General features: G+C 60.3%; 18 protein-coding genes. 8 read left to right on the top strand and 10 right to left on the bottom strand.

The genetic code is table 11. The features are described 5' to 3' along the window. Window positions 1-6: 6 nt before the first annotated feature. From QEZ49_RS05650 to QEZ49_RS05665, 4 genes are all read right to left on the bottom strand, one after another. A complete protein-coding gene (locus QEZ49_RS05650) occupies window positions 7-687 on the bottom strand; it encodes a 2OG-Fe(II) oxygenase (RefSeq protein WP_280384955.1) in 681 nt (226 codons plus the stop codon). Window positions 688-811: 124 nt separating this feature from the next. Then, window positions 812-1,828, bottom strand: a complete 1,017-nt coding sequence (locus QEZ49_RS05655) for a mitochondrial fission ELM1 family protein (protein WP_280384956.1) — start codon at window positions 1,826-1,828, stop codon at window positions 812-814. Window positions 1,829-1,904: 76 nt separating this feature from the next. Continuing rightward, entirely contained in the window at window positions 1,905-2,639 is a 735-nt protein-coding gene (locus QEZ49_RS05660) for a CPBP family intramembrane metalloprotease (RefSeq protein WP_280384957.1), read from the bottom strand. Continuing rightward, the gene (locus QEZ49_RS05665) at window positions 2,639-3,565 is read right to left on the bottom strand and encodes a mitochondrial fission ELM1 family protein (protein WP_280384958.1); all 927 of its coding nucleotides are present in this window, start codon (window positions 3,563-3,565) and stop codon (window positions 2,639-2,641) included. Before QEZ49_RS05665 ends, QEZ49_RS05660 begins: the two co-directional genes overlap by 1 nt. Before the next feature lie 357 nt (window positions 3,566-3,922). Between QEZ49_RS05665 and QEZ49_RS05670 the strand changes: the two genes are divergently transcribed. After that, window positions 3,923-4,408, top strand: coding sequence for an Lrp/AsnC family transcriptional regulator (locus tag QEZ49_RS05670; RefSeq protein ID WP_173953849.1), 486 nt, complete (start codon window positions 3,923-3,925; stop codon window positions 4,406-4,408). Window positions 4,409-4,663: 255 nt separating this feature from the next. Here the strand turns inward: QEZ49_RS05670 and greA are convergent, their stop codons facing one another. The 4 genes from greA to carA all read right to left on the bottom strand — a co-directional run bounded on the left by greA (window position 4,664) and on the right by carA (window position 10,880). Beyond that, complete coding sequence (greA, locus tag QEZ49_RS05675) at window positions 4,664-5,137, bottom strand: transcription elongation factor GreA (protein WP_280385102.1); 474 nt, start codon at window positions 5,135-5,137, stop codon at window positions 4,664-4,666. A gap of 137 nt (window positions 5,138-5,274) precedes the next feature. Next, the gene (gene carB, locus QEZ49_RS05680) at window positions 5,275-8,610 is read right to left on the bottom strand and encodes a carbamoyl-phosphate synthase large subunit (RefSeq protein WP_280384959.1); all 3,336 of its coding nucleotides are present in this window, start codon (window positions 8,608-8,610) and stop codon (window positions 5,275-5,277) included. 130 nt (window positions 8,611-8,740) lie between these two features. Next, complete coding sequence (locus QEZ49_RS05685; RefSeq protein ID WP_280384960.1) at window positions 8,741-9,442, bottom strand: hypothetical protein; 702 nt, start codon at window positions 9,440-9,442, stop codon at window positions 8,741-8,743. A 238-nt stretch (window positions 9,443-9,680) separates the two neighbouring features. After that, window positions 9,681-10,880, bottom strand: coding sequence for a glutamine-hydrolyzing carbamoyl-phosphate synthase small subunit (gene carA, locus QEZ49_RS05690; protein WP_280384961.1), 1,200 nt, complete (start codon window positions 10,878-10,880; stop codon window positions 9,681-9,683). Window positions 10,881-11,231: 351 nt separating this feature from the next. Here carA and QEZ49_RS05695 point away from each other — a divergent pair, with 351 nt between their 5' ends. From QEZ49_RS05695 to QEZ49_RS05715, 5 genes are all read left to right on the top strand, one after another. Then, the gene (locus tag QEZ49_RS05695) at window positions 11,232-11,681 is read left to right on the top strand and encodes a GatB/YqeY domain-containing protein (protein ID WP_280384962.1); all 450 of its coding nucleotides are present in this window, start codon (window positions 11,232-11,234) and stop codon (window positions 11,679-11,681) included. A 317-nt stretch (window positions 11,682-11,998) separates the two neighbouring features. After that, window positions 11,999-13,954 carry a DNA primase gene (gene dnaG, locus QEZ49_RS05700; RefSeq protein ID WP_280384963.1) on the top strand — a complete coding sequence of 652 codons (1,956 nt, stop codon included), beginning with the start codon at window positions 11,999-12,001 and terminating at the stop codon, window positions 13,952-13,954. Window positions 13,955-14,177: 223 nt separating this feature from the next. Further along, window positions 14,178-16,190 (top strand): RNA polymerase sigma factor RpoD, encoded by a 2,013-nt coding sequence (rpoD, locus tag QEZ49_RS05705; RefSeq protein WP_280385104.1) that lies wholly within the window; start codon window positions 14,178-14,180, stop codon window positions 16,188-16,190. 88 nt (window positions 16,191-16,278) lie between these two features. Continuing rightward, window positions 16,279-17,163 carry a class A beta-lactamase gene (gene bla, locus QEZ49_RS05710; RefSeq protein ID WP_280384964.1) on the top strand — a complete coding sequence of 295 codons (885 nt, stop codon included), beginning with the start codon at window positions 16,279-16,281 and terminating at the stop codon, window positions 17,161-17,163. 329 nt (window positions 17,164-17,492) lie between these two features. Further along, window positions 17,493-18,107 (top strand): nucleoside 2-deoxyribosyltransferase, encoded by a 615-nt coding sequence (locus tag QEZ49_RS05715; RefSeq protein WP_280384965.1) that lies wholly within the window; start codon window positions 17,493-17,495, stop codon window positions 18,105-18,107. Window positions 18,108-18,182: 75 nt separating this feature from the next. Here QEZ49_RS05715 and QEZ49_RS05720 read toward each other — a convergent pair whose 3' ends face one another. Next, window positions 18,183-19,415, bottom strand: a complete 1,233-nt coding sequence (locus QEZ49_RS05720) for a glycosyltransferase family 4 protein (RefSeq protein ID WP_280384966.1) — start codon at window positions 19,413-19,415, stop codon at window positions 18,183-18,185. 34 nt (window positions 19,416-19,449) lie between these two features. Further along, window positions 19,450-20,856 (bottom strand): oligosaccharide flippase family protein, encoded by a 1,407-nt coding sequence (locus QEZ49_RS05725; protein WP_280385106.1) that lies wholly within the window; start codon window positions 20,854-20,856, stop codon window positions 19,450-19,452. A 370-nt stretch (window positions 20,857-21,226) separates the two neighbouring features. Between QEZ49_RS05725 and QEZ49_RS05730 the strand changes: the two genes are divergently transcribed. Further along, window positions 21,227-22,300 carry a glycosyltransferase family 4 protein gene (locus QEZ49_RS05730; RefSeq protein WP_280384967.1) on the top strand — a complete coding sequence of 358 codons (1,074 nt, stop codon included), beginning with the start codon at window positions 21,227-21,229 and terminating at the stop codon, window positions 22,298-22,300. Between the two features lie 248 nt (window positions 22,301-22,548). Beyond that, the gene (locus QEZ49_RS05735; RefSeq protein WP_280384968.1) at window positions 22,549-23,748 is read left to right on the top strand and encodes a hypothetical protein; all 1,200 of its coding nucleotides are present in this window, start codon (window positions 22,549-22,551) and stop codon (window positions 23,746-23,748) included. The last annotated feature ends 339 nt before the right edge of the window (window positions 23,749-24,087 follow it).

A 24,087-nucleotide genomic window follows, 5' to 3' on the forward strand; every position in this document is an offset into this window, starting at 1 on the left:
CTTGCCTCAGGCGAACGTTGCAGCCGCGACGGATACAGGCTGCTCAGGATAGGACAGCTGTTCGCGCGCCCGCCAGGCATCCGTCACGTAGTTGATTACAAGCGACTTGCGCACGCCGTTTATCGGGCGCGCCTCGAACCCGTGATAGCTGATGTTCGACGGCACAAAGATCATCGCCGAGTTCGACCCAAACGGAGAGCGCCCGACCCACCGCTTCTCAGCATCGTAAATGTCCGTGCCGAGATCGGAATGGGTCGGATCCTTCGACAGGTAAAGCAGGAACGTGAACGCCTTCACACCTATGTCTGTATGCGGCTCCAGCCAAAACCCATCGACATCCTGCGCGAACTCGATGCGTAGATACGTGCCGCTCAGCCTGACGCCAAACGTGCGCTCGATCTCCGCCGTGACACGCGGGTCCTGTAGCGCGGCTGCGACAGATTCTGCGCAGGCATACTCGGCGCGATTGCCAACATCAAAATAGTGACGCGACGCATTGTGCAGCTCGCGTTTCCCCGAAACTCCACCGAGGTCCGCCGCCGAGATTGGAAGGTCGAGAATGTCATCAACCGTCGATTGAGGCAGGCAGTTCTGGAGAAACCAATGCCGGTAGGGATGCCATTCTTCGTTTGAGTTGCGGAAGCTTCTGAGTAACGAGGCGGCGACGTCTTTAGCGGATGCGGACATGATGTTTGCGCTCCTGGTTCGCTGCAGTTCCCTCACATGCTGCTGCCAGTTACACCCGCGCGCCGCTGCCTTACCAATCGGTATTTGTGATTATACACCGCAAACAGATGTTCTGTATGCGTCTCTATTGTGCCGCAGCACAATTTGTCGTTTTGGCTTTGAACTTCGCGTAACGCGCCGCGATCTGCCTTGCGATATCGCCACCTGAATTCAGCGGCGCATATGTCCATTCGTCGAGATTGGAAAACGGCTCGGGCAGAGGTCGCGTCACGCCATGCTTTTCCAACGCCCGGTGAAAACGCGTGAACTTCGCGGAACCACCGTCAGGATGAAAGACATAGACGGGCTTGCCCGTGGCACAGGGCTCACCGGTCATATTGATGCTATCAGCCGGCGCAACGAAAGCGTCGGCAACCGCGATAAAATATGGATAGGGATTTTCGCCCAGCATATCCCAGAACACGCCTGGAAAGCGCGCACTCGCGTGCCGTACCCGTTCCACTATTGCAGCTTCGGTACGCCGTGACGGCGTAATGAGAAGGCTGGCGCCGGCTTCGCCCAAAGCCACTATTGCGCGCTCCAGTCGCTCCAGCGCAGCGGAGGAATATTTGTAATCGCCGTTCGATCCACCGAGCAGAACCGCCACACGCGGACACGGCAACGCGCTGAATTTCTCAGGTATTGTCTCACGTATTTGCGCCAACCGAATTGGCGTGAAGCCGTGCGGCGCTGTCAGCGATGTAATAACGTTATCACCGCGCAGCTTGTCGTGCTCAGGAACCCAGAACAGATCAGCTGTCTTCGAGGACACTTTCGGATTCTGCAAAATGACTGTGAATGTTGCACTTCCTGCACGACGTTTCAGTTCGCGGATATATGGTGTCGTCAATCGACCGATCGCCATCGCAATGTCAGGCCACGGCGGCGCAAAATTGCTCCCCTGCTCGCCGAAGCGATCATTCTGCGGCACGCCGATCCAGGGTGACAGCAGCTTGTGAACACCTCCCGGAGCGACACGCTTCACTGTGATCGAAAGACCAAGCGCATTTGCAATGCCCTGCGACTGGACATCGTTACCCGCCTTGCCATCGCTGATGAGCCAGCAATTCTGTCCGGCCAGGAGATCGTCTGGATCAGCCATCGATTGCTCCTCTTGGCGTTAAATAGGTTTGCGGTTCCCCATGCGTAAGACCGAAAATGCGCTTTGGCCGCGCCATTCAGCGCCAGGTAAGAATACCGACGCCGGTGAAGAAATAGCGCCCGAGCCCGATCGTAAATACCAGCCAGCCCCACAGCGTGTGTTCGATGAACACAGCCCAGAACGAACGCGTCATCGCATAGCGCCATGCAAACAGCACGCCCGCAGCCATGGTGCCATAAATCGCCAGAGGCGTGCCGATAACAATGTGTCCGATACCGAACAGAACGCCATTGATGAGGATCGCTGCCCACCACACGTGCCGGAAAAGCACGCCGTAACGGTGGAAATAAAACGTGCGATAAAGCAGCTCCTGCGCCAGCACCGACATCAGCGGATACAGCAGCATGATGCGCTCCCACACCTCAGGACGGTTGCGCGGCAACTCCAGAAACTGGCCCGGCAGATATTCGTGCACATAGGCTGCAACCAGGCTACAGCCGAGCGCAAACACCGCCAGAATTGACACCAACTGGCCGATGCTGAACCCTCGCGAAAGTTCACGCCGGAAAGAAAATGTGCGGTCCAGCAAAAGAAATATGGCGACCAGCAACAGCACCGGCAGCAACGCAATGAACACCGGCACCCGCTCGGTGTGCACGGCATAATCGACGGCAAGCGGCGCCACGAGAAACAGGAGCGCCATTTCAATCCAGCGCCACGTACGCGCAGCGGGCGTCAGCTCGGGAAGCGATAGGGTGCCGCCTGCACGCAGCACGCCTGCATCCGATGGCGCACTTGCCGCTTCCGACATCAGCGTCTTTCCCGCGTCGCCAACCAGCGGCGTTCAACCTCGCGCGCAATGGTGTCGGCCGAATAGAGCGGCTCGTAACTCCATTTCGGCAGCGCATCCAGCCGATCGGGCAGCGGACGCGTGGCGCCGTGCTGACGCAGCGCTTCATGGAAACGACCGAACTTGTCTGAACCGCCGCCAGGCGTATGCACCAGCACCGGCCGTCCGGTTGCAGCCGCCTCGCCGGTCATGTTCACGCTATCGGCCGTGACGACGAACGCATCGGCGTGCGCCAGAAAGTCAGGATAGGGATTAGCGCCGCTTCCATCCCACAGGATGCGCGGATACGGCCGCGTCGCTGCGTCTGTCACCTCAAGCAGGCGCGCGTGGGTCCGGCGCGATGGCGTAATCATGAAGCTTGCACCCGAAGCGCCAAGCGAACGCAGCGCGCCCGCAAACCGCTCATCGTCCTCAGGCCGAAAGTCATAGACCGCATTTTTGCCGCCAAGGATGACGGCAACCCGTGGAGCGGGCAGCGCGGCAATATCGTCCGGCATGACTGCGCGCAGATTTGCAATGCGTGTTGGCGAATAGCTGTGCGGTGCTGTCAGCGTCGTGATGACATTTGATCCGCGCAGACGATCATGCTGCGGCACCCAGATCAAATCCGCAACGCCAAGCCCTGCCCGCGTGTCCAGCATCATCAGCGTGAATGTTCGCGGCGAACGCCGCCGCAGTGCCTTGAGATACGGCACCGCGGAACGGCCCAGCGCGATTGCCACATCCGGCCACGATGGCGCGAATACGCTGCCCGTCTGGCCAAAGCGCTCGGACGGCGCCACCGGCCCCCACGGCGCCAGCAGCTTGAAAAATCCGCGCGGCGAAATGGGCTTCATCGCATAGTCCAGCCCCAACGCATCGGCGACACCGCGCGTCTGTGCGTCCATGCCAGCGGCCCCGGTGGTGAAAATCCACGCGGTTTTGCCTGCCAGCGGCCGAACTGTGTCAGTGGCTGCATTCATATCCGATACCTTGCACGCCCCTGTTGTTCCGACACGCGGTTTAGCGCGCTGAACGCAGCGCGCCAATTCTCAATGCTAATGCTCTGCACCACCGATGCTGCTCAATGAATGCCCTGTGCTCACCCTCACCCCGACGCGTGGACTCCCGGCTTCTCCCGGAAGGGTGGGTCCTGATCACGCTTCGGAGAAGGTGCCCAGGCTCTAGCCAAACGGGATTGCATCGTGCAACTTCCCGGCTCCGGCGCGGCCCCCGTTACCGGATCTTCGCGGAGATTTCATCCGATGGCGTTGCGCCTCGACCCGGTAGACTGGCGCATTCTGAAGGAGCTGCAGGCTGACGGCAGCATCACCAACGTCGCGCTTGCCTCCCGCGTCGGCCTTTCACCCCCGCCCTGCCTACGCCGCGTGCGCGCGCTTGAACAGGCCGGTCTGATCGCCGGCTATACCGTGCTGCTGGACGAAGCCGCACTGGGGTTCGGGCTTACCGCATTCGCGATGGTCGGGTTGCACAATCAGGCCGAAGCAGAACTGCACGCGTTCGAAAACCGTGTGCTTGGCTGGCCCATCGTGCGCGAAGCCTACATGCTCTCGGGCGAAAGCGACTTCATGCTGAAATGCGTCGCCAAGGATCTGCCCGCGTTTCAGGATTTTGTGCTGGAAGATCTCACCGCCGCGCCCAACGTCGCCAGCGTCAAAACCTTCCTGACCATCCGCCGCGCCAAGCGCGAACCCGGCGTTCCCATCGGCAGCGCGCAGGCGAAAAGCTAGAGCCTTTCAGTGTTTCATTGAATCGCGGAAAGCCTCTAGCCGTTTGTTTTTCAGTGCTTCTTGTCGAAAAACCGGTTTCCACTTTTCCGCAAGCACTCTAGCAGCACAGGGCGAAAGCCAGCGATCCAGCTCTATACGCTGACGGCGCCAAGGCTTCCCATGGCGCCGTGAGAATACAGCGAAACGCTCGCTAGAACCGTCTGTAGTGCGAACGGGGAAGCCTGCAACGAAACCCGTGCGTGGCCTACTGCGTTCTCACTTCCACTCGACCTTCACGACCTCATAGGAACGCGCGCCGCGCGGTGTCGTCACCTCAGCCGTCTCGCCCTTGGCCTTGCCGATCAGCGCCCGCGCGATAGGCGAGGAAATCGAGATCTTGCCGTCCTTCACGCTGGCTTCCATGTCGCCGACGATCTTGTATTTGACCTTTTCATCGGTGTCCTCGTCGATCAACGTCACCGTTGCGCCGAATTTCACCGTGTCGCCCGACAGCTTGGAAGTGTCGATCACTTCAGCGCGGCCAAGCCGGTCTTCCAGATCGGCAACGCGGGCTTCGTTCAGGCCCTGAGCCTCCTTGGCTGCGTGATACTCGGCATTCTCCGACAGGTCGCCGTGCGCGCGCGCCTCAGCGATAGCCTGGATGATCCGGGGACGCTCTTCCGACTTGAGGCGCTGCAGCTCAACTTCAAGCGTGTTGAAGCCCTCAACGGTCATCGGGACACGTTCCATGCTCATTACCTAATATCTCCCTTCGGCCTGGCAGGCGTCTGCCAGGACCACCGACGGTCGTTGCCGATCAACATGTGTGTGCAGTTACGCGTGAAATGGACCGCTCCACCCAAACGGCTGGAACGGCCCACAACGGCTTAGGATGGGTCCGCCACGAAGCTTTGCAAAGGGGCAACTTGCAACGTACCTGCCTTCAGAGCCTTAATTGCTCTGGTAACCGCCACCGCTCCGGCAACAGTTGTATAGTAAGGAATATGGCTCAGCAAGGCTGACCGGCGGATATCTTTACTATCTGCCAATGCCTTAGCGCCTGCCGTGGTATTGAACACGAGCGCAATGTCTCCGTTTTTCATCGCGTCAACGATGTGCGGCCGCCCCTCCAATACCTTGTTGATAGCTTCACACTGGATGCCGTTAGCCTCCAGATGGCGCTTGGTCCCGCGCGTGGCGACGATCTTGAAGCCCATGCTCTCCAACTCGCGGATCGGCGCAACCATGCGGTCCTTGTCGGTGTCCTTGACGGAAATGAACACCGTCCCCTGCATCGGAAGCTTGAGGCCGGAACCGAGCTGGCTCTTGTAGAAAGCCATCGCGAAATCGGAATCGATGCCCATGACCTCACCGGTCGAGCGCATCTCCGGTCCGAGGATCGGATCGACGCCGGGGAAGCGTGCAAACGGGAACACCGCTTCCTTGACCGCGACATGCTTCAGCGTGGGCGCAGTCAGCTTGAAGTCCGCCAGTGGCGTACCGGCCATCACCTGCGCGGCGATGGCGGCAATCGGCTTGCCGATAACCTTGGCCACGAACGGCACCGTGCGCGATGCGCGCGGGTTCACCTCAAGCACGAACACCACGCCGTCCTTGATCGCGAACTGCACATTCATCAGACCAACGACCTTCAGCGCCAGAGCCAGCTCGCGCGTCTGCCGATCGAGTTCGGCCAGCATGTCCGGACCCAGCGTATAGGGCGGCAGCGAACAGGCACTGTCACCGGAATGGATGCCGGCCTCTTCGATGTGCTCCATGATGCCGGCAACGAACGTGTCCTTGCCGTCGGACAGGCAGTCGACATCCACCTCAACCGCATCCGTCAGATAACGGTCGATCAGCAGCGGACGCTTATCGGAAACGACGAGTTCAGATGGGCGGTCGAGCGTTGCCGAAAGACGTGCAACGTAGCGATCCACTTCGGCGCCATCGTGCACGATTTCCATCGCGCGTCCGCCCAGCACGTACGATGGACGGATCACCACCGGATAGCCAACCTGATCGGCGATCGCGCGGGCCTCGGATGGCGAACGGACGATGCCACTGCTCGGCTGACGCAGACCCAGGTTCTCGATCAGCTCCTTGAAGCGGTCGCGATCCTCGGCCAGATCGATGGCATCGGGCGAGGTGCCGAGAATGGGCACGCCCGCTTCTTCCAGCGCGGCAGCTAGCTTCAGCGGCGTCTGGCCGCCGAACTGCACGATCACGCCCTTTAGCGTACCGTTGGACTGCTCTTTGTTGACGATTTCCAACACGTCTTCAGCCGTCAGCGGCTCGAAATAAAGGCGGTCGGAGGTATCGTAATCGGTCGAAACCGTCTCCGGATTGCAGTTGATCATGATCGTTTCGAAACCGGCGGCCGTCAGCGCAAAACACGCATGGCAGCAGCAGTAGTCGAACTCGATGCCCTGGCCGATGCGGTTCGGACCGCCGCCGAGGATGATGATCTTCTGCTTGTTCGAAGGCTTGGCCTCGCACGTCGGCGCGCCGTCGAGACCGCGCTCATACGTGGAATACATGTATGCAGTTGGTGCTGCGAACTCGGCTGCGCAGGTGTCGATGCGCTTGAACGCCGGACGCACGTCCAGCGAAGCACGGTGCGCGCGCACTTCCTTCTCGGTGATCCCGGCCAGCGTCGCCAACCGCGCATCCGCAAAGCCCATCGCCTTCAAATTGCGAAGCTGCTCGGCGCTGTTCGGCAAACCGTGCGCCTTCACGCGCTCTTCCTGATCGACGATTTCCTTGATCTGCTCAAGGAACCAGGGATCGATGCGGCACGATTCAAACACCTGCTCGACGTCGAAGCCAAGACGCAGCGCCTGCGCAACCTTCAGCAACCGGTCAGGTGTCGGCTTTGAAACGGCAGCGCGGATGACGTTCTTGTCGTCGCCCGAACCAAGCCCCTCAAGCTGAATATCGTCGAAGCCGGAAAGCCCGGTCTCCATCGAACGCAGCGCCTTCTGCACGCTTTCCGCGAATGTGCGTCCGATGGCCATCACCTCACCCACCGACTTCATCGCCGTGGTGAGAGTGGCATCTGAGCCTGCGAACTTCTCGAACGCGAAGCGCGGAATCTTGGTGACGACATAGTCGATCGTCGGCTCGAACGACGCCGGCGTTGCACCATCGGTGATGTCGTTGGCCAGTTCGTCCAGCGTATAACCAACGGCCAGCTTGGCCGCCACCTTCGCAATCGGGAAGCCCGTGGCTTTCGATGCCAGCGCCGACGAACGCGACACGCGCGGGTTCATCTCGATGACGACCAGACGGCCGTCGTCCGGGTTGACGGCGAACTGCACGTTCGAGCCGCCGGTCTCCACGCCGATCTCACGCAGCACCGCCAGCGAGGCGTTGCGCATGATCTGATATTCTTTGTCGGTGAGCGTCAGCGCAGGCGCGACGGTGATCGAGTCACCGGTGTGCACGCCCATCGGATCGACGTTCTCGATCGAGCAGATGATGATGCAGTTGTCCGCCTTATCGCGGACGACCTCCATCTCGTATTCTTTCCAGCCCAGCAGGCTTTCGTCGATCAGGATCTGACCGACCGGCGAGGCGTCGATGCCCGAGCGCGCGATCAGTTCGAACTCTTCGCGGTTGTAAGCGACGCCGCCGCCCGTACCACCCAGCGTGAACGCCGGACGGATGATTGCCGGCAGACCGATCTGGTCCAGCAACCGCATCGCCTCGGCAAAGCCGGTGGCCGTGTCGTAGCGTACGATATGGCCGTTCTCGTCGCGGATCGGCGGCGAAGAAGCAATTGCCGCGCGCGGGCTCTCGAGACCGATGCGATCCATCGCCTCGCGGAACAGTTTGCGATCTTCAGCCTTGTCGATGGCCTCAGCGCGCGCGCCGATCATCTCGACGCCGAACTTCTCCAGCACACCCATGCGCTCAAGCGCCAGCGCGGTGTTGAGCGCCGTCTGGCCACCCATGGTCGGAAGCAGCGCGTCGGGGCGCTCCTTCTCGATGATCTTGGCGACGACATCGGGCGTAATCGGCTCGATATAGGTCGCGTCCGCCAAATCGGGATCCGTCATGATGGTGGCCGGATTCGAATTGACGAGAATGATGCGATACCCCTCGGCCTTCAGCGCCTTGCAGGCCTGGGTGCCGGAGTAATCGAATTCGCAGGCCTGTCCGATGACGATCGGTCCGGCCCCGATGATGAGAATGGACTTGATATCAGTGCGTTTGGGCATGAGCCGGCCTTTTATTCATGATCGGGGAGTTTGGCTATAGCCCCATTTCCGCACACGTATGCCACCGCCTGATCGATAGGGCGGTGGCGCGATCAAAAAAGTTTGGGGAAAGCGCGCTTGCGCCATCCACCTACTTCTGCTCAGCGGGCTTTTCAACCGGCGCTGCAGCGGCCGCAGGCGCATCCGCTGCGGCTTTCACCTCAGGCTGCTGCGCCTTCAAGTCCACTGGATACGAGTAGTTAGCCTGAAAGAACGGATTTTCCAGAGCGTTGGCGCGCGTGAAAACGCTGCGCATCGGCAGGCCCGTAATCGAATCCACATAAATCACGCGCACGGGCCGATCGGCGGCCTTGGCCTCGCCCGCCATAGGGAGCTGGTCCGGGTTCTCAGCCTGATAGGCGAGATAGTTCTTGCCCGAAACAGTTTTACGGCCAAGGCACTCGTAGTCGCCCATCTTGTCCTTTTCCAGATCCTTCAGCGTTTCCTGCATTTGCTCGGCCATCGCGACGGCGATTTCCTTGTCGAGCACTTCCCAGTTGCCGCTGTCGATGCGCGTCCAGCCCTCGTTGCCGATCACGATCGTCTCGACAGGGCGCGGCTCGCTGCTGGAGGTCACGTGCTGGCGCAGGCGGTTCGGCAGCACGTAGTCGACGGTCATGTCGACGAGACCGTCCTCCGTGAACATCTTGGTTTCCATGCGGAAGCCACTGCTGTTGCGCTGGCGGTCCAACGCTGTCGCCACCTCGTCCTTGCAGGCGGCATGGGCCAGCGGTGCGGCCAACATCATAAGGGCTAGGACCGTCACAACCCGGACCATGATCTGCTTTTCCATTCTCGCGCTTCCTCGCTTATGCTTTTGCACGCGCTTATATCGGTTTTTTGTGCGCATGCCCGCCTTCCGGGCCGATAGAGTTGATACGGGCCTTTCAGTCGCGTGGAAGTGACCCTACAGCAGCCATCACGGGGCCGGAATGCCAGCCGTGATTAATGTTCTGTAGGGTCCCGTGCTATTTAGCGGCGCCCCAGGCATCGCCGCTGGGGCACTCGATTTTCGTTCATCCGGGCGGAAATCAACCGGCCTTCTGGCTGCGCATCAGGTCCACGAAGCGCTTGAACAGGTAGTGGCTGTCCTGAGGACCGGGCGAAGCCTCGGGGTGATACTGTACCGAGAACACCGGCTTGCCCTTGAGCTCCAACCCGCAATTGGTGCCATCGAACAGGGAAACGTGGGTTTCCTCAACGCCCGCCGGCAGCGTGTCGCGATCCACCGTGAAGCCGTGGTTCATCGACGTGATCTCCACCTTCTGGGTGGCGTGATCCTTCACCGGATGATTGGCGCCGTGGTGGCCCTGCGGCATCTTTTTGGTTTTAGCGCCCAGCGCCAGCGCCAGCATCTGGTGGCCGAGGCAGATGCCGAATACCGGCAGCCCCGAGGCCACAACCTTCTGGATCGCGGGCACGGCATATTCACCCGTCGCAGCCGGATCGCCCGGGCCGTTCGACAGGAACACGCCATCGGGCTTGCGCTCCAGAATGTCGTCGGCGGTGGCGTTGGCTGGCAGTACCGTGACGCGGCATCCGGCCGAAGCCAGGCAACGCAGGATGTTGAGCTTCAGGCCATAGTCGATGGCGACGACGTGAAACTCGGGATTCTCGTTGCGTCCATAGCCCTGATTCCAGACCCACGCGGTCTGATCCCAGTTGTAGCTCTGACCGCTGGTGACTTCCGGCACCAGATCCATGCCCTCAAGGCACGGCCACGCCTTGGCTTCCGCCTTCAGCTTGTCGATGTCGAAATTGCCGGAGGGATCGTGCGCAATGACGCCGTTGGGATTGCCCAGCTCGCGGATGCGCGCCGTCAGTGCGCGCGTGTCGACGTTGGCGATGCCGACGATGCCGCGCGCCTTCAGCCACTCATCCAGGTGCTGCGCCGAACGGTAGTTCGACGGGCCCGTGATGGGCGCACGCAGCACAGCGCCACGCACGCCGGAACGGGCGGCGAGGCTGGCGCTCTCGGTGTCCTCGGTATTCACGCCGACATTGCCGATGTGCGGGAACGTGAAGGTGATGATCTGGCCCGCGTAGGATGGGTCGGTCAGGATTTCCTGATAGCCCGTCATGGCGGTGTTGAAGCACACTTCACCGACTGCGGTTCCCGTGGCTCCGATGCCGGTGCCCGATATGACGGTACCGTCGGCGAGAACAATGCGTGCTGTTGGCAGGGTATCTGCCCACGGTGGCGGCGGCGTTGAGGATGGCTGCGTCGTCACTGGCGGCTCCGGCGTTCGCGCGTATGGGCGGCGCAGCGGGCATGGCCGGTACGCCGCGCGGACGCGATGCTTAAGGGGCGGAATTTCGGCGGAACCTATGGGAACCACGGGTTCCGGTCAACAGCTCACCGACGCGCACCCCAGCCGCATTTTCGCACAATGCTCTGCATGGGCTTAATACGGTGCGGTGAGCCATGCCCTAACATGCCGAAATAACCTGATTGTGTGACGGGTGCTCGGTGCCCGGATCGGTCAAAACCGACAAAAATTGCGGGCGATGATCGCAGCCCGCCCTTGCGGCGGACCGGCCTGAACGCCTAAACAGCCCTCTGACAAGCGAAGGAGGCGAACATGCGCGACAAGATCAACGACGACCTGAAGGCGGCCATGAAGGGCGGCAACAAGGAGCGCGTCGCCACCCTGCGCCTCATCAACGCGGCCATCAAGGCGGCCGATATCGATGCCCGTCCGTCCGGCAAGGACAAGATCGACGACGCCGATATCCTGACGGTGCTGGCAAAAATGGTGAAGCAGCGCCGCGATTCGATTGAGCAGTTCACCTCCGGCGGTCGCCCCGACCTTGCTGAGAAGGAGCTGGCCGAGGTCGTCATCATCGAGGACTACCTGCCCCAGCAGATGACCGAGGACGAGATCAAGGCCGCCATCAGCGCCGCAATCGCCGAGACCGGCGCGGCAGGCGCTAAGGACATGGGCAAGGTAATGGGCGTTCTGAAGGGCAAATACGCCGGCCAGATGGACTTCGGCAAAGCCAGCGGACTGGCCAAGTCTCTGCTCGGCTAAGGCCTCCGGCGGAGCGCCAGCACCGCCGTCCCTATCATTTGCGATGCATCCAAACGCCCCGAAGCCCATTGCGGCGGCGGGGCGTTTTCAGCTCTTAGCTCTCGCGCCTATGGCGCTCCGCATGGGCGGCGCACTGGCCGCCGGGGAGCCTTGCTCCCTGAGCCCTGCGCGCTCTGCCCTGGGTACTCGCACGCGAAGGGTGAGCGCCGCATCGTCGTCCCCTCCACCCCTGTGGATTACGGCAACAATCGGTTGCATCCGCATCGCGGGTAACAATCACACTGCCGAATCATCCTACGACATTGAAGTGCCCAAAAATGCGCACACCCTCTTCGCGTAACCTGGCTGGCGTCGAAATGCGTTATCCGCCAAATTTTCTGGATGAAATCCGCGCCCGCATCAGCGTCAGCTCTGTTGTCGGGCGCAAGGTGGCGTTGAAGCGCGCGGGACGCGAATTCAAAGGGCTTTCGCCTTTCAAGGTCGAGAAGACCCCGTCTTTCACAGTCAACGACCAGAAGGGTTTCTACCACTGCTTCGCCACCGGCGAGCACGGCGATGTTTTCACGTTTCTGATGAAGGCCGAAGGGCTGTCGTTTCCCGAAGCGGTCGAGCGGTTGGCCGAGCAGGCCGGCGTTCCGATGCCGAAGGTATCGGCGCGCGATGAAGCGCGTGAGGATGCGCGCGAGCGGCTGCTGAAGCTGGTTGAAATGTCCGCCGCCTTTTTCCAGAACGCGCTGACCAGCGGAGCCGGTTCTGAAGCCCGCCGCTATATCGAAAAGCGCGGGTTGAGCCGGCCAACCGTGGCCACCTTCCGGCTCGGCTATGCACCCAACAGCAAATCAGCTCTGCGCGAGCATCTGGCGCAGGCGGGCTTCACGGTCGAGGAGATGATCTCCTCCGGCATGTTGATCGGCGGCGATGACATACCGGTCGCCTACGACCGCTTCCGCAACCGCCTGATGTTCCCGATCCAGGATCTGCGCGGTCGCACGATTGCCTTCGGTGGCCGTGCCCTCGATCCCGACGCGCCGGCCAAGTATCTCAACTCGCCGGAAACGCCGCTTTTCCATAAGGGCCACAATCTTTTCAACGCCCACCGCGCCCGCGGTCCCGCCCACGATAAAAGCCGCATCATCGCGGTCGAGGGCTATATGGACGTGATCGCGCTGGCCGAAGCTGGCTTCGATGAGACCGTCGCCCCGCTCGGAACTGCCCTCACCGACGATCAGCTCAAGCTGCTGTGGCGCATGGCTGAAGAACCGGTGCTGTGCTTCGACGGTGACGCCGCTGGCCAGAAGGCCGCTTTCCGCGCCGTTGAGACAGCGCTGCCGCTGCTAAAGCCCGGCCAAAGCATCCGCTTTGCATTCCTGCCCGGCGGGCTCGATCCCGATGACCTGATCCGACAGAAGGGCCCGGAAGCGTTTCTGGAAGAAATTTCGCGCACCCGCGCCCTGTTCGATGTGCTTTGGGAGCGCGAGACCAAAGGCCAGGATATCTCGACGCCGGAGCAACGGGCGGCACTTGAAGCTCGGCTCAATGCGCTTGTCGGCAAAATCGAGGACACAACCGTTCGCGCCCATTACGAACGGGAGATGCGCGAGACGCTCTGGGCCATGAACCGCACGGTCGTGCGCCAGATCGCCCGTGGCGAAGGCCCGCGCCGCAGCCCCGCTGGTGGCATGCGACGGAACAACACCGCCCCCGACTGGCGCCTGCGCGAGCGGGCGCGGCTGGGGCAGATGCCGCCGCGCGGCGGCAACGCGCCACGGCCGGTTACCGCCAGCCCGGAACTGGCCATGCGGGCGGAACTCGCCCCGCCCCGGGAAGCGTTAATCCTGAAAACGCTGCTCAATCACCCATGGCTAATTGATGAGCACGCGGAGGAAATCGCGCAAATCACCTTTGCCTCGGACGCGATGGGAAAGTTGCGCAATGGCATCCTTGCTGTTCAAGCTGTACAGAATGAGCTTGACAGCGCGGGTCTACGCTCCCAATTGAGCGTAACTGGTCTTGATAGGGTTGTTAACCTTGTCGAGCGATCAGTTACACATAGAAGCGATCGTTTCGCGGAGCCCAATGCCCCGCAGGCTGAGGTGGAAGATGGCTGGCGCCACGCCCTCGCACTGCATGAGCGGCAGGTCGGCTTGCAGAAGTCGCTCGAAGCAGCTGTCCAGGCTTACCACCGGGACGGCTCCGAGGACGCGCTTGCGCGCATCTGCGAGATCCAGGGCCTACTTGCGCGGGCAAGTGAAGAGGCCTTATCGGCAGATTAAAGCGTAATGGTGGCGCGACCCTTGCGAGCGAGAGAGCAGACAACGGCCTCATGCTCCGATTTGGAGCGACGGGCCGGAATTAACTGGGGAGCCTTTGGTGCGCCAGCGGGCTTTGCGCGAGCCCTTTTGAGCACCGTCGGGCGGGGATGCGGCGCATTGCCGCGCAATGGCATGAATGCGCGCCGATAGATCGGGATAAGAGCCCTTGAAACAAGCCCTGAAGATGAAAGCACCGGCCGGCGGATCGCGGACCAAGACGGCAACCGCGAACAAGAAGAGCTCAGAGCAGGACAAGCAGGCGGCGGAATCAACCGAGCGCGACAGCCCGTTGCTCGATCTATCCGATCAGGCTGTCAAGAAGCTGCTGAAGACTGCCAAGGCACGTGGCTACGTCACCTACGATGAGCTGAACTCGGTCCTGCCTTCAGAAGAGGTCTCTTCCGAGCAGATCGAAGACACGATGGCCATGCTTTCCGACATGGGCATCAACGTTGTCGATTCCGACGAAGCTGACGAGGCTCAGGAAGGCGCTGACGACGACGGCGACAACGAAGACGGCGGCGGCAGCCGCGCAATCACGACCCAGTCGGCCGTTACCACCACGACCGGCCGCGCCGAGCCGACCGAGCGCACCGACGATCCCGTCCGCATGTACCTGCGCGAGATGGGATCGGTCGAATTGCTGTCGCGTGAAGGCGAAATCGCGATCGCCAAGCGCATTGAGGCTGGCCGCGAAGCCATGATCGCGGGCCTGTGCGAAAGCCCCCTCACCTTCCAGGCCATCATCATCTGGCGCGACGAGCTGAACGAAGGCAAAATTCTGCTCCGCGACATCATCGATCTCGAAGCCACCTACGAAGGACCGGAAGCCAAGGTCCCGCCCGCTGCTGAAGGCGAAGGCGAGGACGGCGAAGGTGAAGCCGAGGGCGCACCTGAAGGCGAGATGGATGACGAGGACGACTACGAGAACTCGCTGTCGCTCGCAGCCATGGAAGCCGAGCTGAAGCCGAAGGTTCTGGAAACCTTTGACCGCGTTGCCTCTGCCTACAAGAAGCTGCGCAAGCAGCACGATAAAAAGCTGGAACAGCAGCTTGCGGGTGAAGCCGGCTCCAAGAAGGATCAAAAGGCCTACGACAAGCACCGCGATGAAATCATTGCGGACGTGAAGAGCCTGTCGCTCAACAACAATCGAATTGAAAGCCTCGTTGAGCAGCTCTACGCGATCAACAAGAAGCTGATTGGCCAGGAAGGCCAGCTCATGCGTCTGGCTGAAAGCTGTGGCGTGCCGCGCCAGGCTTTCATCGACGAATACTTCGGCAACGAGCTCGATCAGACCTGGCTCGACCGGGTCAGCTCATTGGGCCGCAAGTGGCAGACGTTCATCCGCAACGAGAAAGATCGCATCGAGCGGCTGCGCGGCGAGATCCATACCCTGGCATCTGAAACCGGTCTCGAAATCCCCGAGTTCCGCCGCATCGTCAAGGCCGTGCAGAAGGGCGAGCGCGAAGCCCGCCAGGCCAAGAAGGAAATGGTCGAGGCCAACCTGCGTCTCGTCATCTCGATCGCTAAGAAGTACACCAACCGTGGCCTGCAGTTCCTCGATCTCATCCAGGAAGGCAACATCGGCCTGATGAAGGCCGTCGATAAGTTCGAATACCGCCGCGGCTACAAGTTCTCGACCTACGCCACCTGGTGGATCCGTCAGGCCATCACCCGCTCGATCGCCGATCAGGCTCGCACCATTCGTATTCCGGTGCACATGATCGAGACGATCAACAAGATCGTCCGCACCTCGCGCCAGATGCTGCACGAAATCGGCCGCGAACCGACGCCGGAAGAGCTGGCCGAAAAGCTCGCCATGCCGCTTGAGAAGGTGCGCAAGGTGCTGAAGATCGCCAAGGAGCCGATCTCGCTCGAAACGCCGATCGGCGATGAAGAGGACAGCCATCTGGGCGACTTCATCGAAGATCGCAACGCGGTTCTGCCCATCGACGCCGCGATCCAGTCGAACCTGCGCGAGACGACAACGCGGGTTCTGGCCTCGCTCACCCCGCGCGAGGAGCGCGTGTTGCGTATGCGATTTGGCATCGGCATGAACACCGACCACACGCTGGAAGAAGTCGGCCAGCAGTTCTCGGTAACCCGCGAGCGCATCCGTCAGATCGAGGCCAAGGCGCTGCGCAAGCTGAAGCACCCCTCCCGGTCGCGCAAGCTGCGTTCGTTCCTGGATAACTAAAAAGCCAGATCACGCCGGATTTACTGCGCCAAAGATATGGCCGGAGGTTACACTCCGGCCATAACTACTTCTGGGAGCGAAACAAAAAATGTCTGCACCGATCACCAAACGCGCTGTTCTTTCGTGCGCCGTTGCTGTCCTGGCGCTAACTGGCGCAGTGGCGAACGCGGCAGAACCACCCAAGATCGACGTCGAAGCCCGCCTCGCTGAAATCGAAAAGAATGCCAAGGGCCGTCTCGGCGTCACCATCATCGATACGCAGAACGGCGAGCGCTACGGCCACCGCTGGAACGAGCGCTTCCCCCTGTGCAGCACCTTCAAGCTGCTGGCCGGCGCCTATGTGCTCGACCGCGGCGACCATGACGAAGACAACATCGACCGCAAAATCAAGTTCACCGCTGCCGACATCGTAGACCATTCGCCCATCACCAAGGATCGCGTCGGCGGTGACGGCATGACGTTGCGCGAGCTTGCACAGGCTGCGGTGACCCATAGCGACAACACGGCCGCTAACCTCGTGCTTGACAACGTCGGCGGTCCGCAGGGGCTGACGGCATATCTGCGTTCGTTGGGCGATGCCGCAACGCGCCTCGACCGCAAGGAGCCCGAGCTGAACGACGTGCCGAAGGGCGATCCGCGCGATGGCACGCTGCCCCGCGTCATCTCATCGACCGTCCACCGCATTCTGCTCGGCAACGTGCTGTCGAACGCATCGCGCGATCAGTTGACGGAATGGCTCAAGGCAAGCACCACCGGCAAGGAGCGCATTCAGGCTGGCCTGCGTGAGGGCTGGACCGCAGCTGGCAAGACCGGCACCTGCGCGCACGGCTCAACCAACGAGCTGGCGATCATCTATCCGCCGAACCGCGATCCAATCATCGCCGCAGTTTTCCTCACCGATTCCGACGCTTCGCTTGAGGAGCGCAACAAGACGCTGGCTGAAGTTGGTCGCACCATCTCGGATATGTACTAATCCGATCAAGCTGATCGTGCGGCGTCAAATGCAATCCGCCGTATGCCCCACATGACGAACAGGAGCCGTCGGAGCCAGCAAGGCTTCGGCGGCTTTTTCGTGCGCGCAATTCAAATAGGAAACATTCAACCGGCAGCTGCACGTTTGAGATAGCACCGCGTGGTGTTGATCCCATTCCCACCGCCCAATCGCTGCGCAGCGATGCTATCTTTGCGCGGCGTGTTCGGCGCCGCCGGCAGTACGCCGCATGATTTGGCACTGGACGCACCACTGCCGCGTAGTCCCGCAATCCGTTTTAAAGCCAGTCCCCTCATAGCCTTGAGATTCCCATGCCCACTGAAGCAAAAACTCCGCTGCGCATTTACCTCGCCGGCCCTGAAGTCTTCTTTCCGAACGCTTTGGAGCAGGGCGAGATAAAAAAACGCATGTGCGCGGAGTTTGGCTTCGAAGGTGTCTATCCACTCGACAACTGCATCGATGGCGCTGCCGCTCTAAGCCCGGCTGAGCTGGCGCGGCGCATCAGCCTCGGCAACGAGGCGTTGATGCGCACCTGCGACCTAACAATCGCCAATTGCACCCCATTCCGCAGCGTATCGATGGACAGCGGCACCGCGTTCGAAATCGGGTTCATGCGCGCACTCGGGCGCCCGGTGCTCGGCTATTCCAACAACCCCGCCGATTTCGCCGCGCGCGTGCGCGCCGTTCATTCCGGCGGCCAGCACGGATGGGACAGCGAAAGCGCCGCCGCCGACATCGAAGATTTTGGACTGGCGGAAAACCTGATGATCGCAGTCGCGATCAGCGAAAGCGGCATACCCCTCGTAATGCGAGACGTTCCGGACAACTGCGCGCTTTCCAACCTCGACGGTTTTCGCGACTGCCTGGAATACCTGCGCCAGCGGGGCCAGCATTTGCTTTCGCCACAACAGAATAACGCCCGCTGAGAATTCCGGGCCTTACGATCCCCGTTCGCATGGACCCAGCCGAGCCCAGTTATTCAGGCGCAATGGGCAGAGGCGTCAGCGCTGTTGCCGATGTTCGCAAGCGGCGTCCAGCACACCCGCAAACTTGCGACCGAGCAAATCGAATTCATAATTGGCTTCGATGTGATTGCGATTGGCTACGCCCATCGCCTGGACAGCGTCCGGCGGCATCGCCTCCAGCCGCGCAATCGCTTCTGCCAACAGGCACGGCTGCCCCGCTGGTACGGTCACCCCGCCCCCGGCGGCGTCTACGGGGTTGTTGCTTGATTCACAGGCGAAGATAACCGGTCGCCCGCAGGCCATGAAGTCGAACAGCTTGTTGGAACTGATGCCATACTTGAAGACCGGCGCATCGATCAGGTTGAACACAAACGCGTCCGCATCCGCCGCAAGCTGCGCGATCTGCCGCTTCGGCACCGGATCTTCAAACGCCACGTTGTCGAGGCCCATGTCTTTGGCCATCGCCATCAGTGACGGCTTCAGCGGGCCATCGCCAATAATGCGAAGTTTGACCGGCCGCGACGTGGCCAGCGTTCGAACTTCACCCATCGCCCGCAACACATTGTCGAGGCCGTTCGCCGTGCCGTGCGCACCGAAGTACATCAGGGTGAACGTATCGGCCACCGGCTTGGGTTCGGGCCGCGGAAAGATCTCAAGCTCAATGCCGTTCGGCACCCACTCGACCTTGCGCCCATCAATCCCCAACGGCTCGATGTATTTGTGCGCGTGCGGCAGCAGAACCACAATTTTCTCGGCACGCTGGTAGAGGTATCGCTCCAGTCGTCGGAGCGCGTAGGTGACCGGATGGCGCTGCGGCAGCCGCCCCATGTCCACCAGTGTCTGTGGCCACAGATCCCGCACCTCAAACACAAACGGCACGCGGTAACGCTGCGCCAGCCGCAAGCCGGCCCAGGCCGCCAGCGGATGCACGCTGGAGCCGACGATAACGTCCGGCGGGGTGAGATCCTTGGTGTTATCCCGGGCGAGCGCTGCGCGTGTATAGCCGACCATGTTGCGGATCCGGTCCGCACCATTGCCCGCATACGAACTGGTCTTCAGCCACAGGAATGGAACGTCGTCGAAGTGATCGAGCCGCACCGTCTCATCCGGCGCCAACCGGTCGCGATTGGTGCCATGCTCCGTGCTGGCCGCGATGATGCTCGCCTTCCACCCGTAGTTGCGCATTCCGCGCGCTAGCGAAAAGTGGCGCGTGCCGCCGGGACCGCCCGGCTCCTGCGCGTAGTGATTGAGGAACCAGACGGATTTCAAAGGAGCTGTTCCAAGGTTTGCAAGTCCGTAGCTTTTAGCCGAGTCCCTGCAGTCGGGTCATTAAAAGACCCTGCACCATCAGAACGCTGGCCGCATACACCAAAACACCTGACGCGATGGCAAGCGGTGCGCCGCCTCCAAGCGCCATAACAGCTGTAATGGCCGATGCGACGAGCAAAATCAAAAGCACCACGGCCAGCCAACGCCCGGATGCGCGCAACACCGAGAAGCCGCACAGCACCACGGCAACGGACATCCACACATACGAATACGCCAAATGGAACAGCGAGAAAAACCAGTAAAAAAGCTCGACATCCCGTAGGTAGCTAACCGTGAACAAGACGCCGGCAATCATCATCGCCGCGGAGCAGAAACTGAGAATAAATGCCGGCCGCTGCGCGCCGATGTTGTCGTAGATGCGATCGTAGCCCGCGACCAAAGCCATCATGACACACGGCAGAACCATGACTTCCGCCATTTTTCCCGCCAACTGCCACTGCGCGCCCAGAAAAAAGATCGCCAGATCTTCGCCAAAGCACATGACGATGCTGCAGGGCAGCGCGAACAGCAGACCAAATCCGAGATAGACTTTGGCCAGCGGCAACTCCCACTCACGCAGCCGGTCCAGGCTTCGCGCCATCTTGGAAAAGACCACCTGACCGAAAGCGGTTGGCAGCAGAGCTAATGGCTGAAAAATCATTCGGAACGCGAACGAAAATGCCCCTGCCGCCTGAGGCGAAATCGCCGAGCCCAGAATAATCGCCGGGGCGCCAACATAGGCAGCACCCGCGAGCGAATTGGGCATCTGGTACACCGCAAATCTGTAATGGCGCCGCACAAGCGGCCAGAAGCTGCCAAACCGCGTCAATGACGCAAGCACCGACTGAAGGCTAACGTCTTTGCGCAGACCAAGCCAAAGTACCGCAATGCCTGCAATCTGCCCCGCAGCATAACCGAACATCAACGTGGGCGCGGTGGGTGCGAAGATGCCCCCCAGAACCTGCACCGCAACCGTGACAGCGGCAAGCGATGTAGCTGCGATGGCGAACTGGTTGAACATCCCTGCGCGAACGCACCACTGCCCCAGCAGAACATACTGCCCTGCGAAAAACACTGAAAATGGCAGAAGTAAAAGCCCGTCGCCGGTAAAGCTGCTGGGTGAGATGACAGACGGAACGGGAAGATAGACCCAAGCCGCCAAAATGAGGCTGGCCGCAGTCAGAATATAGGTCGACAAACCAAACAGGTCGTAGACCGCTGCTTCCGATTGCTCCACAACCAGAGCGAGTTCAAACCGCAGCGTCGCCACCGAAACAGCCAAGGTTTGAAAGGCAATAAATATCGCGTAGATGCCATATTCATGCAGGCCATAAATCCGCGCAACCGCCAGTGTTCCGGCTAAATTCAGCAATTGCGCAAAGGCGGCACCACCGACCAGCATGGCTGCCGATCGCAATATCTCAATTATATTGGGAACCACGCCTGAGTCCTTGCCGTCATCCCAGCATTGTGCGGAGCAAGTGCGGCCGATCGGCAGCGATCCATCAACGCATGCCTCGAACGGGAGACATGCTCCCGTATCACCCACTAAAGCTGTGATTAAGATACATGTTGCACTGGCTGCCGCTATAGTTCCGTGGGACACCACGCGGTGTCAACGCGCGATTTCTGTTATCACCTGACCTCTGCACGCTGGCGGTCGTCATGACGGCTGCGGCGAAACCAAAACCAACTATCTCCCGAGGGCAGACTGGCCTTTGAAAATCGCTCACCTGACCTCCGTACACGGCCGATACGACACGCGAATTTTTTTGAAGCAGTGTCGGACACTCGCCGCAGCCGGTCATGAAGTTTCGCTGATTGTTGCCGACGGTAAAGGCAATGAAAGCCTTGATGGCGTTCGCATCATCGATGTCGGTGCGCCTGGCGGTCGTATTCACCGCTGCACCGTCAGCGCACATCGTGTTGTCAGCACAGCAATCCAGATCGGCGCCGACGTATGCCATCTGCATGATCCGGAGCTTCTGATCGGCGCCATCCGTCTGCGCCGACTGGGCAAGGCCGTCATCTACGACGCGCACGAGGATTTGCCCGAGGACATCCTTGGCAAAACCTACATTCACGCGTCTCTGCGCCGCCCACTGGCAGCCGTTGCATCCCGTATGCAAAATCGCGTTTGCAGCAAGATTGAGGGTGTCGTAGCCGCCACCCTGACGATTGAGGAAAAGTTTCTCCGCGCCGGCATCAAGGCAATCGCCGTTCGCAACTACCCGATCCTGGATGAGCTCAATCCGGATGTGCAACGGCGCGCAGCCTCCAACACGGTTTGCTACGTTGGCGGCATTGCGTCCAATCGAGGAATTCAGGAAATCGTAGCGGCGCTGCCGCTCTCCTCAACCGGCGTCCGCCTCGCTCTTGCCGGATCCATAAATGAGCGCGGTTTGCGCGCTGAACTGGAAGCTTCGCCGGGCTGGTCGCACGTGGACGATCTAGGATTTCTCTCGCGCGACGGCGTTAAGGATGTTCTTGAACGATCGGTGGCGGGACTGGTCACCCTGCATCCGACAACAGCTTTTGTTGATCTGCTCCCGATCAAAATGTTCGAGTACATGTCAGCATCGCTGCCCGTCATTGCCTCGAACTTCCCGCTATGGCGCCAGATTATCGAAGGCAACGATTGCGGGATCTGTGTCGATCCAACCGATCCCTCGTCCATTGCGCGCGCAATCGATCGCTTGATGTCAGATCGGGACCTGGCCCGCCGAATGGGCGAGAATGGCCGCAAGGCGGTCATCGCCGAGTTCAGTTGGGAAGCTGAATCGAATCAGCTTATCAAGTTTTATCAGGATATTTCCCAGCAGCGTACATCGTCCGTGCCGCACTGACATCGACCGGACATGTACGTCCCGTACTTGAGAGTGCCTGTGGGAAATATTGGATAACTTTGCGTGCAGTCTGGTCCAATCCACACCTTTTAGATCCTGAGGGACTATCCCCAGGAAATGACTGTGTGTGCGCGCACATTCCGTCGTCAGCAGTGCCCATTCGACTATAAATAGCCGCGTTTGCAAGCTCACCGAATTGAATTTATTCCGCCAACGGATAATTAAAGGGGCGGCAAGTGCACGTTTCAATGAAAACGCTTCTTACGCACTCTCCACTTGTTTTGATGCTTGTAGTGACGGCTTGGCTGACACTTGGCGCAGCAACGACCGAACATTCTGTTGCTGTGCTCGGCATGCTGATATTTGGAATAGTGCTCGCCGGTACGTATGCAATTCTGAATGCCTTCCCGGTAAAGCTCTCACGCGCGCGCCCGTTGTTAACCAGCAATCTGGCCGATGCGCTTGTCTGGCTGGTCGGATTTACGGCGATTGCCGTTTCTCTGATCCACTATGTCTGGTTCGACGGCTTCACCTTGCTCAGCGCGGGAAAGGCTGACGACATCGTCACCTTTGCTCTGGTCCGCCAGAACACGACTGCATCACTCCCAACATGGATGATGTATGCAAACCAGATCACTTCGCGATGCCTGTTTCCTATCGCGGCGGTGCTGGCTTTGTGGCGCGGCAAGTATGCTTTGGCCATTTGCGTGCTCGCATTCGGCCTGCTGTACTCGGTATGCCTTTTACAAAAGAGTGGTCCCATTCTGCTGCTGCTGCCAACCATTCTGTTGCTGATCTTCAAGCGGAATTATCTCGTTGCGGGCGCCGGAGTGACAGCTGCTTTGGCAACGGTTCTCGCTTTAGGGTTTCTGGGTAACCCGGAAATACGAACAGCCCAATCTGTCGATTATGCGGATACCGGCTCGATCGTAACCGGGTCGCTTAACAACGCGAGCAGGCTTAGCAACAGCTTGCTTTTTCGCGTCGCGATCGTTCCCGGTGAGGTCGCATCCGAATGGTTCAGCGTATTCCCGGAGAAGCGCAGTTTCGGCTACGGCTGCGGTTATCGCTTTCTCGCTCCGTTGGTCGATTGCGAATTCCAGAATTACGCACGGATCATCTACGACGATTTTTATCGGGCCGAGGTATCTAAAGGTCTTCAGGGGACTGTAAATGCAGCCTCAATGATGACCGCCTATGCCAATTTCGGTTGGCCGGGTCTGATCGGCAGCGCCGTATTACACGCGTTAATCGCGTGGGTGTTGATGATGATGTTCGCGCGCACGCCGGAGCTCCTGCTGCCGATCAATGCCACCTACATCTTCCTGCTGAGTTCAGGTGACCTGTTCACGATGTTGCTCTCGGGCGGCTGGGGGCTCGCCATACTGCTGGGCGCGTACGCCTATGCACCCACAGCCTCGCGCGAGGCCGCCATTGCCGCAGTTTAGCCACGGGCCTAAAACCACTCGGTGGCGCGTGCGGGTGCTGGATTTTTCCGATCAGCCATGTTCTGCCACCGAGTGTTCGGCGGAAACGGGCGGCCAGATCATTTATCAGGATCACCTTACGGCCTCGTTCGCTGCGACACTCTGGAGCCCTTTCTCCCAGCTGCTATCGCAGCTGGATCGGACGGCAGTGCAGCATTAACTGGGTCAGGAAGGCTGCGGGCTCCATCAAACCTGCCCGCGAAAGGCCCCTAACCCTCCCAATTCTCACCACCGCTTGGGTGCGGCGGCCAAATAGGCTAATTCTCAGCTGGGCAACATCGCACCGAACTTTTTAGGAGA

Source organism: Hyphomicrobium sp. D-2 (genome assembly GCF_029872155.1).
Classification (GTDB): domain Bacteria; phylum Pseudomonadota; class Alphaproteobacteria; order Rhizobiales; family Hyphomicrobiaceae; genus Hyphomicrobium_A.

Coding starts and splice junctions, on each gene's coding strand:
- QEZ49_RS05650 (WP_280384955.1), bottom strand. CDS start 687: ATGTCCGCATCCGCTAAAGACGTCGCCGCCTCGTTACTCAGAAGCTTC.
- QEZ49_RS05655 (WP_280384956.1), bottom strand. CDS start 1,828: ATGGCTGATCCAGACGATCTCCTGGCCGGACAGAATTGCTGGCTCATC.
- QEZ49_RS05660 (WP_280384957.1), bottom strand. CDS start 2,639: ATGTCGGAAGCGGCAAGTGCGCCATCGGATGCAGGCGTGCTGCGTGCA.
- QEZ49_RS05665 (WP_280384958.1), bottom strand. CDS start 3,565: ATGGACGCACAGACGCGCGGTGTCGCCGATGCGTTGGGGCTGGACTAT.
- QEZ49_RS05670 (WP_173953849.1), top strand. CDS start 3,923: ATGGCGTTGCGCCTCGACCCGGTAGACTGGCGCATTCTGAAGGAGCTG.
- greA (WP_280385102.1), bottom strand. CDS start 5,137: ATGGAACGTGTCCCGATGACCGTTGAGGGCTTCAACACGCTTGAAGTT.
- carB (WP_280384959.1), bottom strand. CDS start 8,610: ATGCCCAAACGCACTGATATCAAGTCCATTCTCATCATCGGGGCCGGA.
- QEZ49_RS05685 (WP_280384960.1), bottom strand. CDS start 9,442: ATGGAAAAGCAGATCATGGTCCGGGTTGTGACGGTCCTAGCCCTTATG.
- QEZ49_RS05695 (WP_280384962.1), top strand. CDS start 11,232: ATGCGCGACAAGATCAACGACGACCTGAAGGCGGCCATGAAGGGCGGC.
- dnaG (WP_280384963.1), top strand. CDS start 11,999: ATGCGCACACCCTCTTCGCGTAACCTGGCTGGCGTCGAAATGCGTTAT.
- rpoD (WP_280385104.1), top strand. CDS start 14,178: ATGAAAGCACCGGCCGGCGGATCGCGGACCAAGACGGCAACCGCGAAC.
- bla (WP_280384964.1), top strand. CDS start 16,279: ATGTCTGCACCGATCACCAAACGCGCTGTTCTTTCGTGCGCCGTTGCT.
- QEZ49_RS05715 (WP_280384965.1), top strand. CDS start 17,493: ATGCCCACTGAAGCAAAAACTCCGCTGCGCATTTACCTCGCCGGCCCT.
- QEZ49_RS05725 (WP_280385106.1), bottom strand. CDS start 20,856: ATGCTGGTCGGTGGTGCCGCCTTTGCGCAATTGCTGAATTTAGCCGGA.
- QEZ49_RS05735 (WP_280384968.1), top strand. CDS start 22,549: ATGAAAACGCTTCTTACGCACTCTCCACTTGTTTTGATGCTTGTAGTG.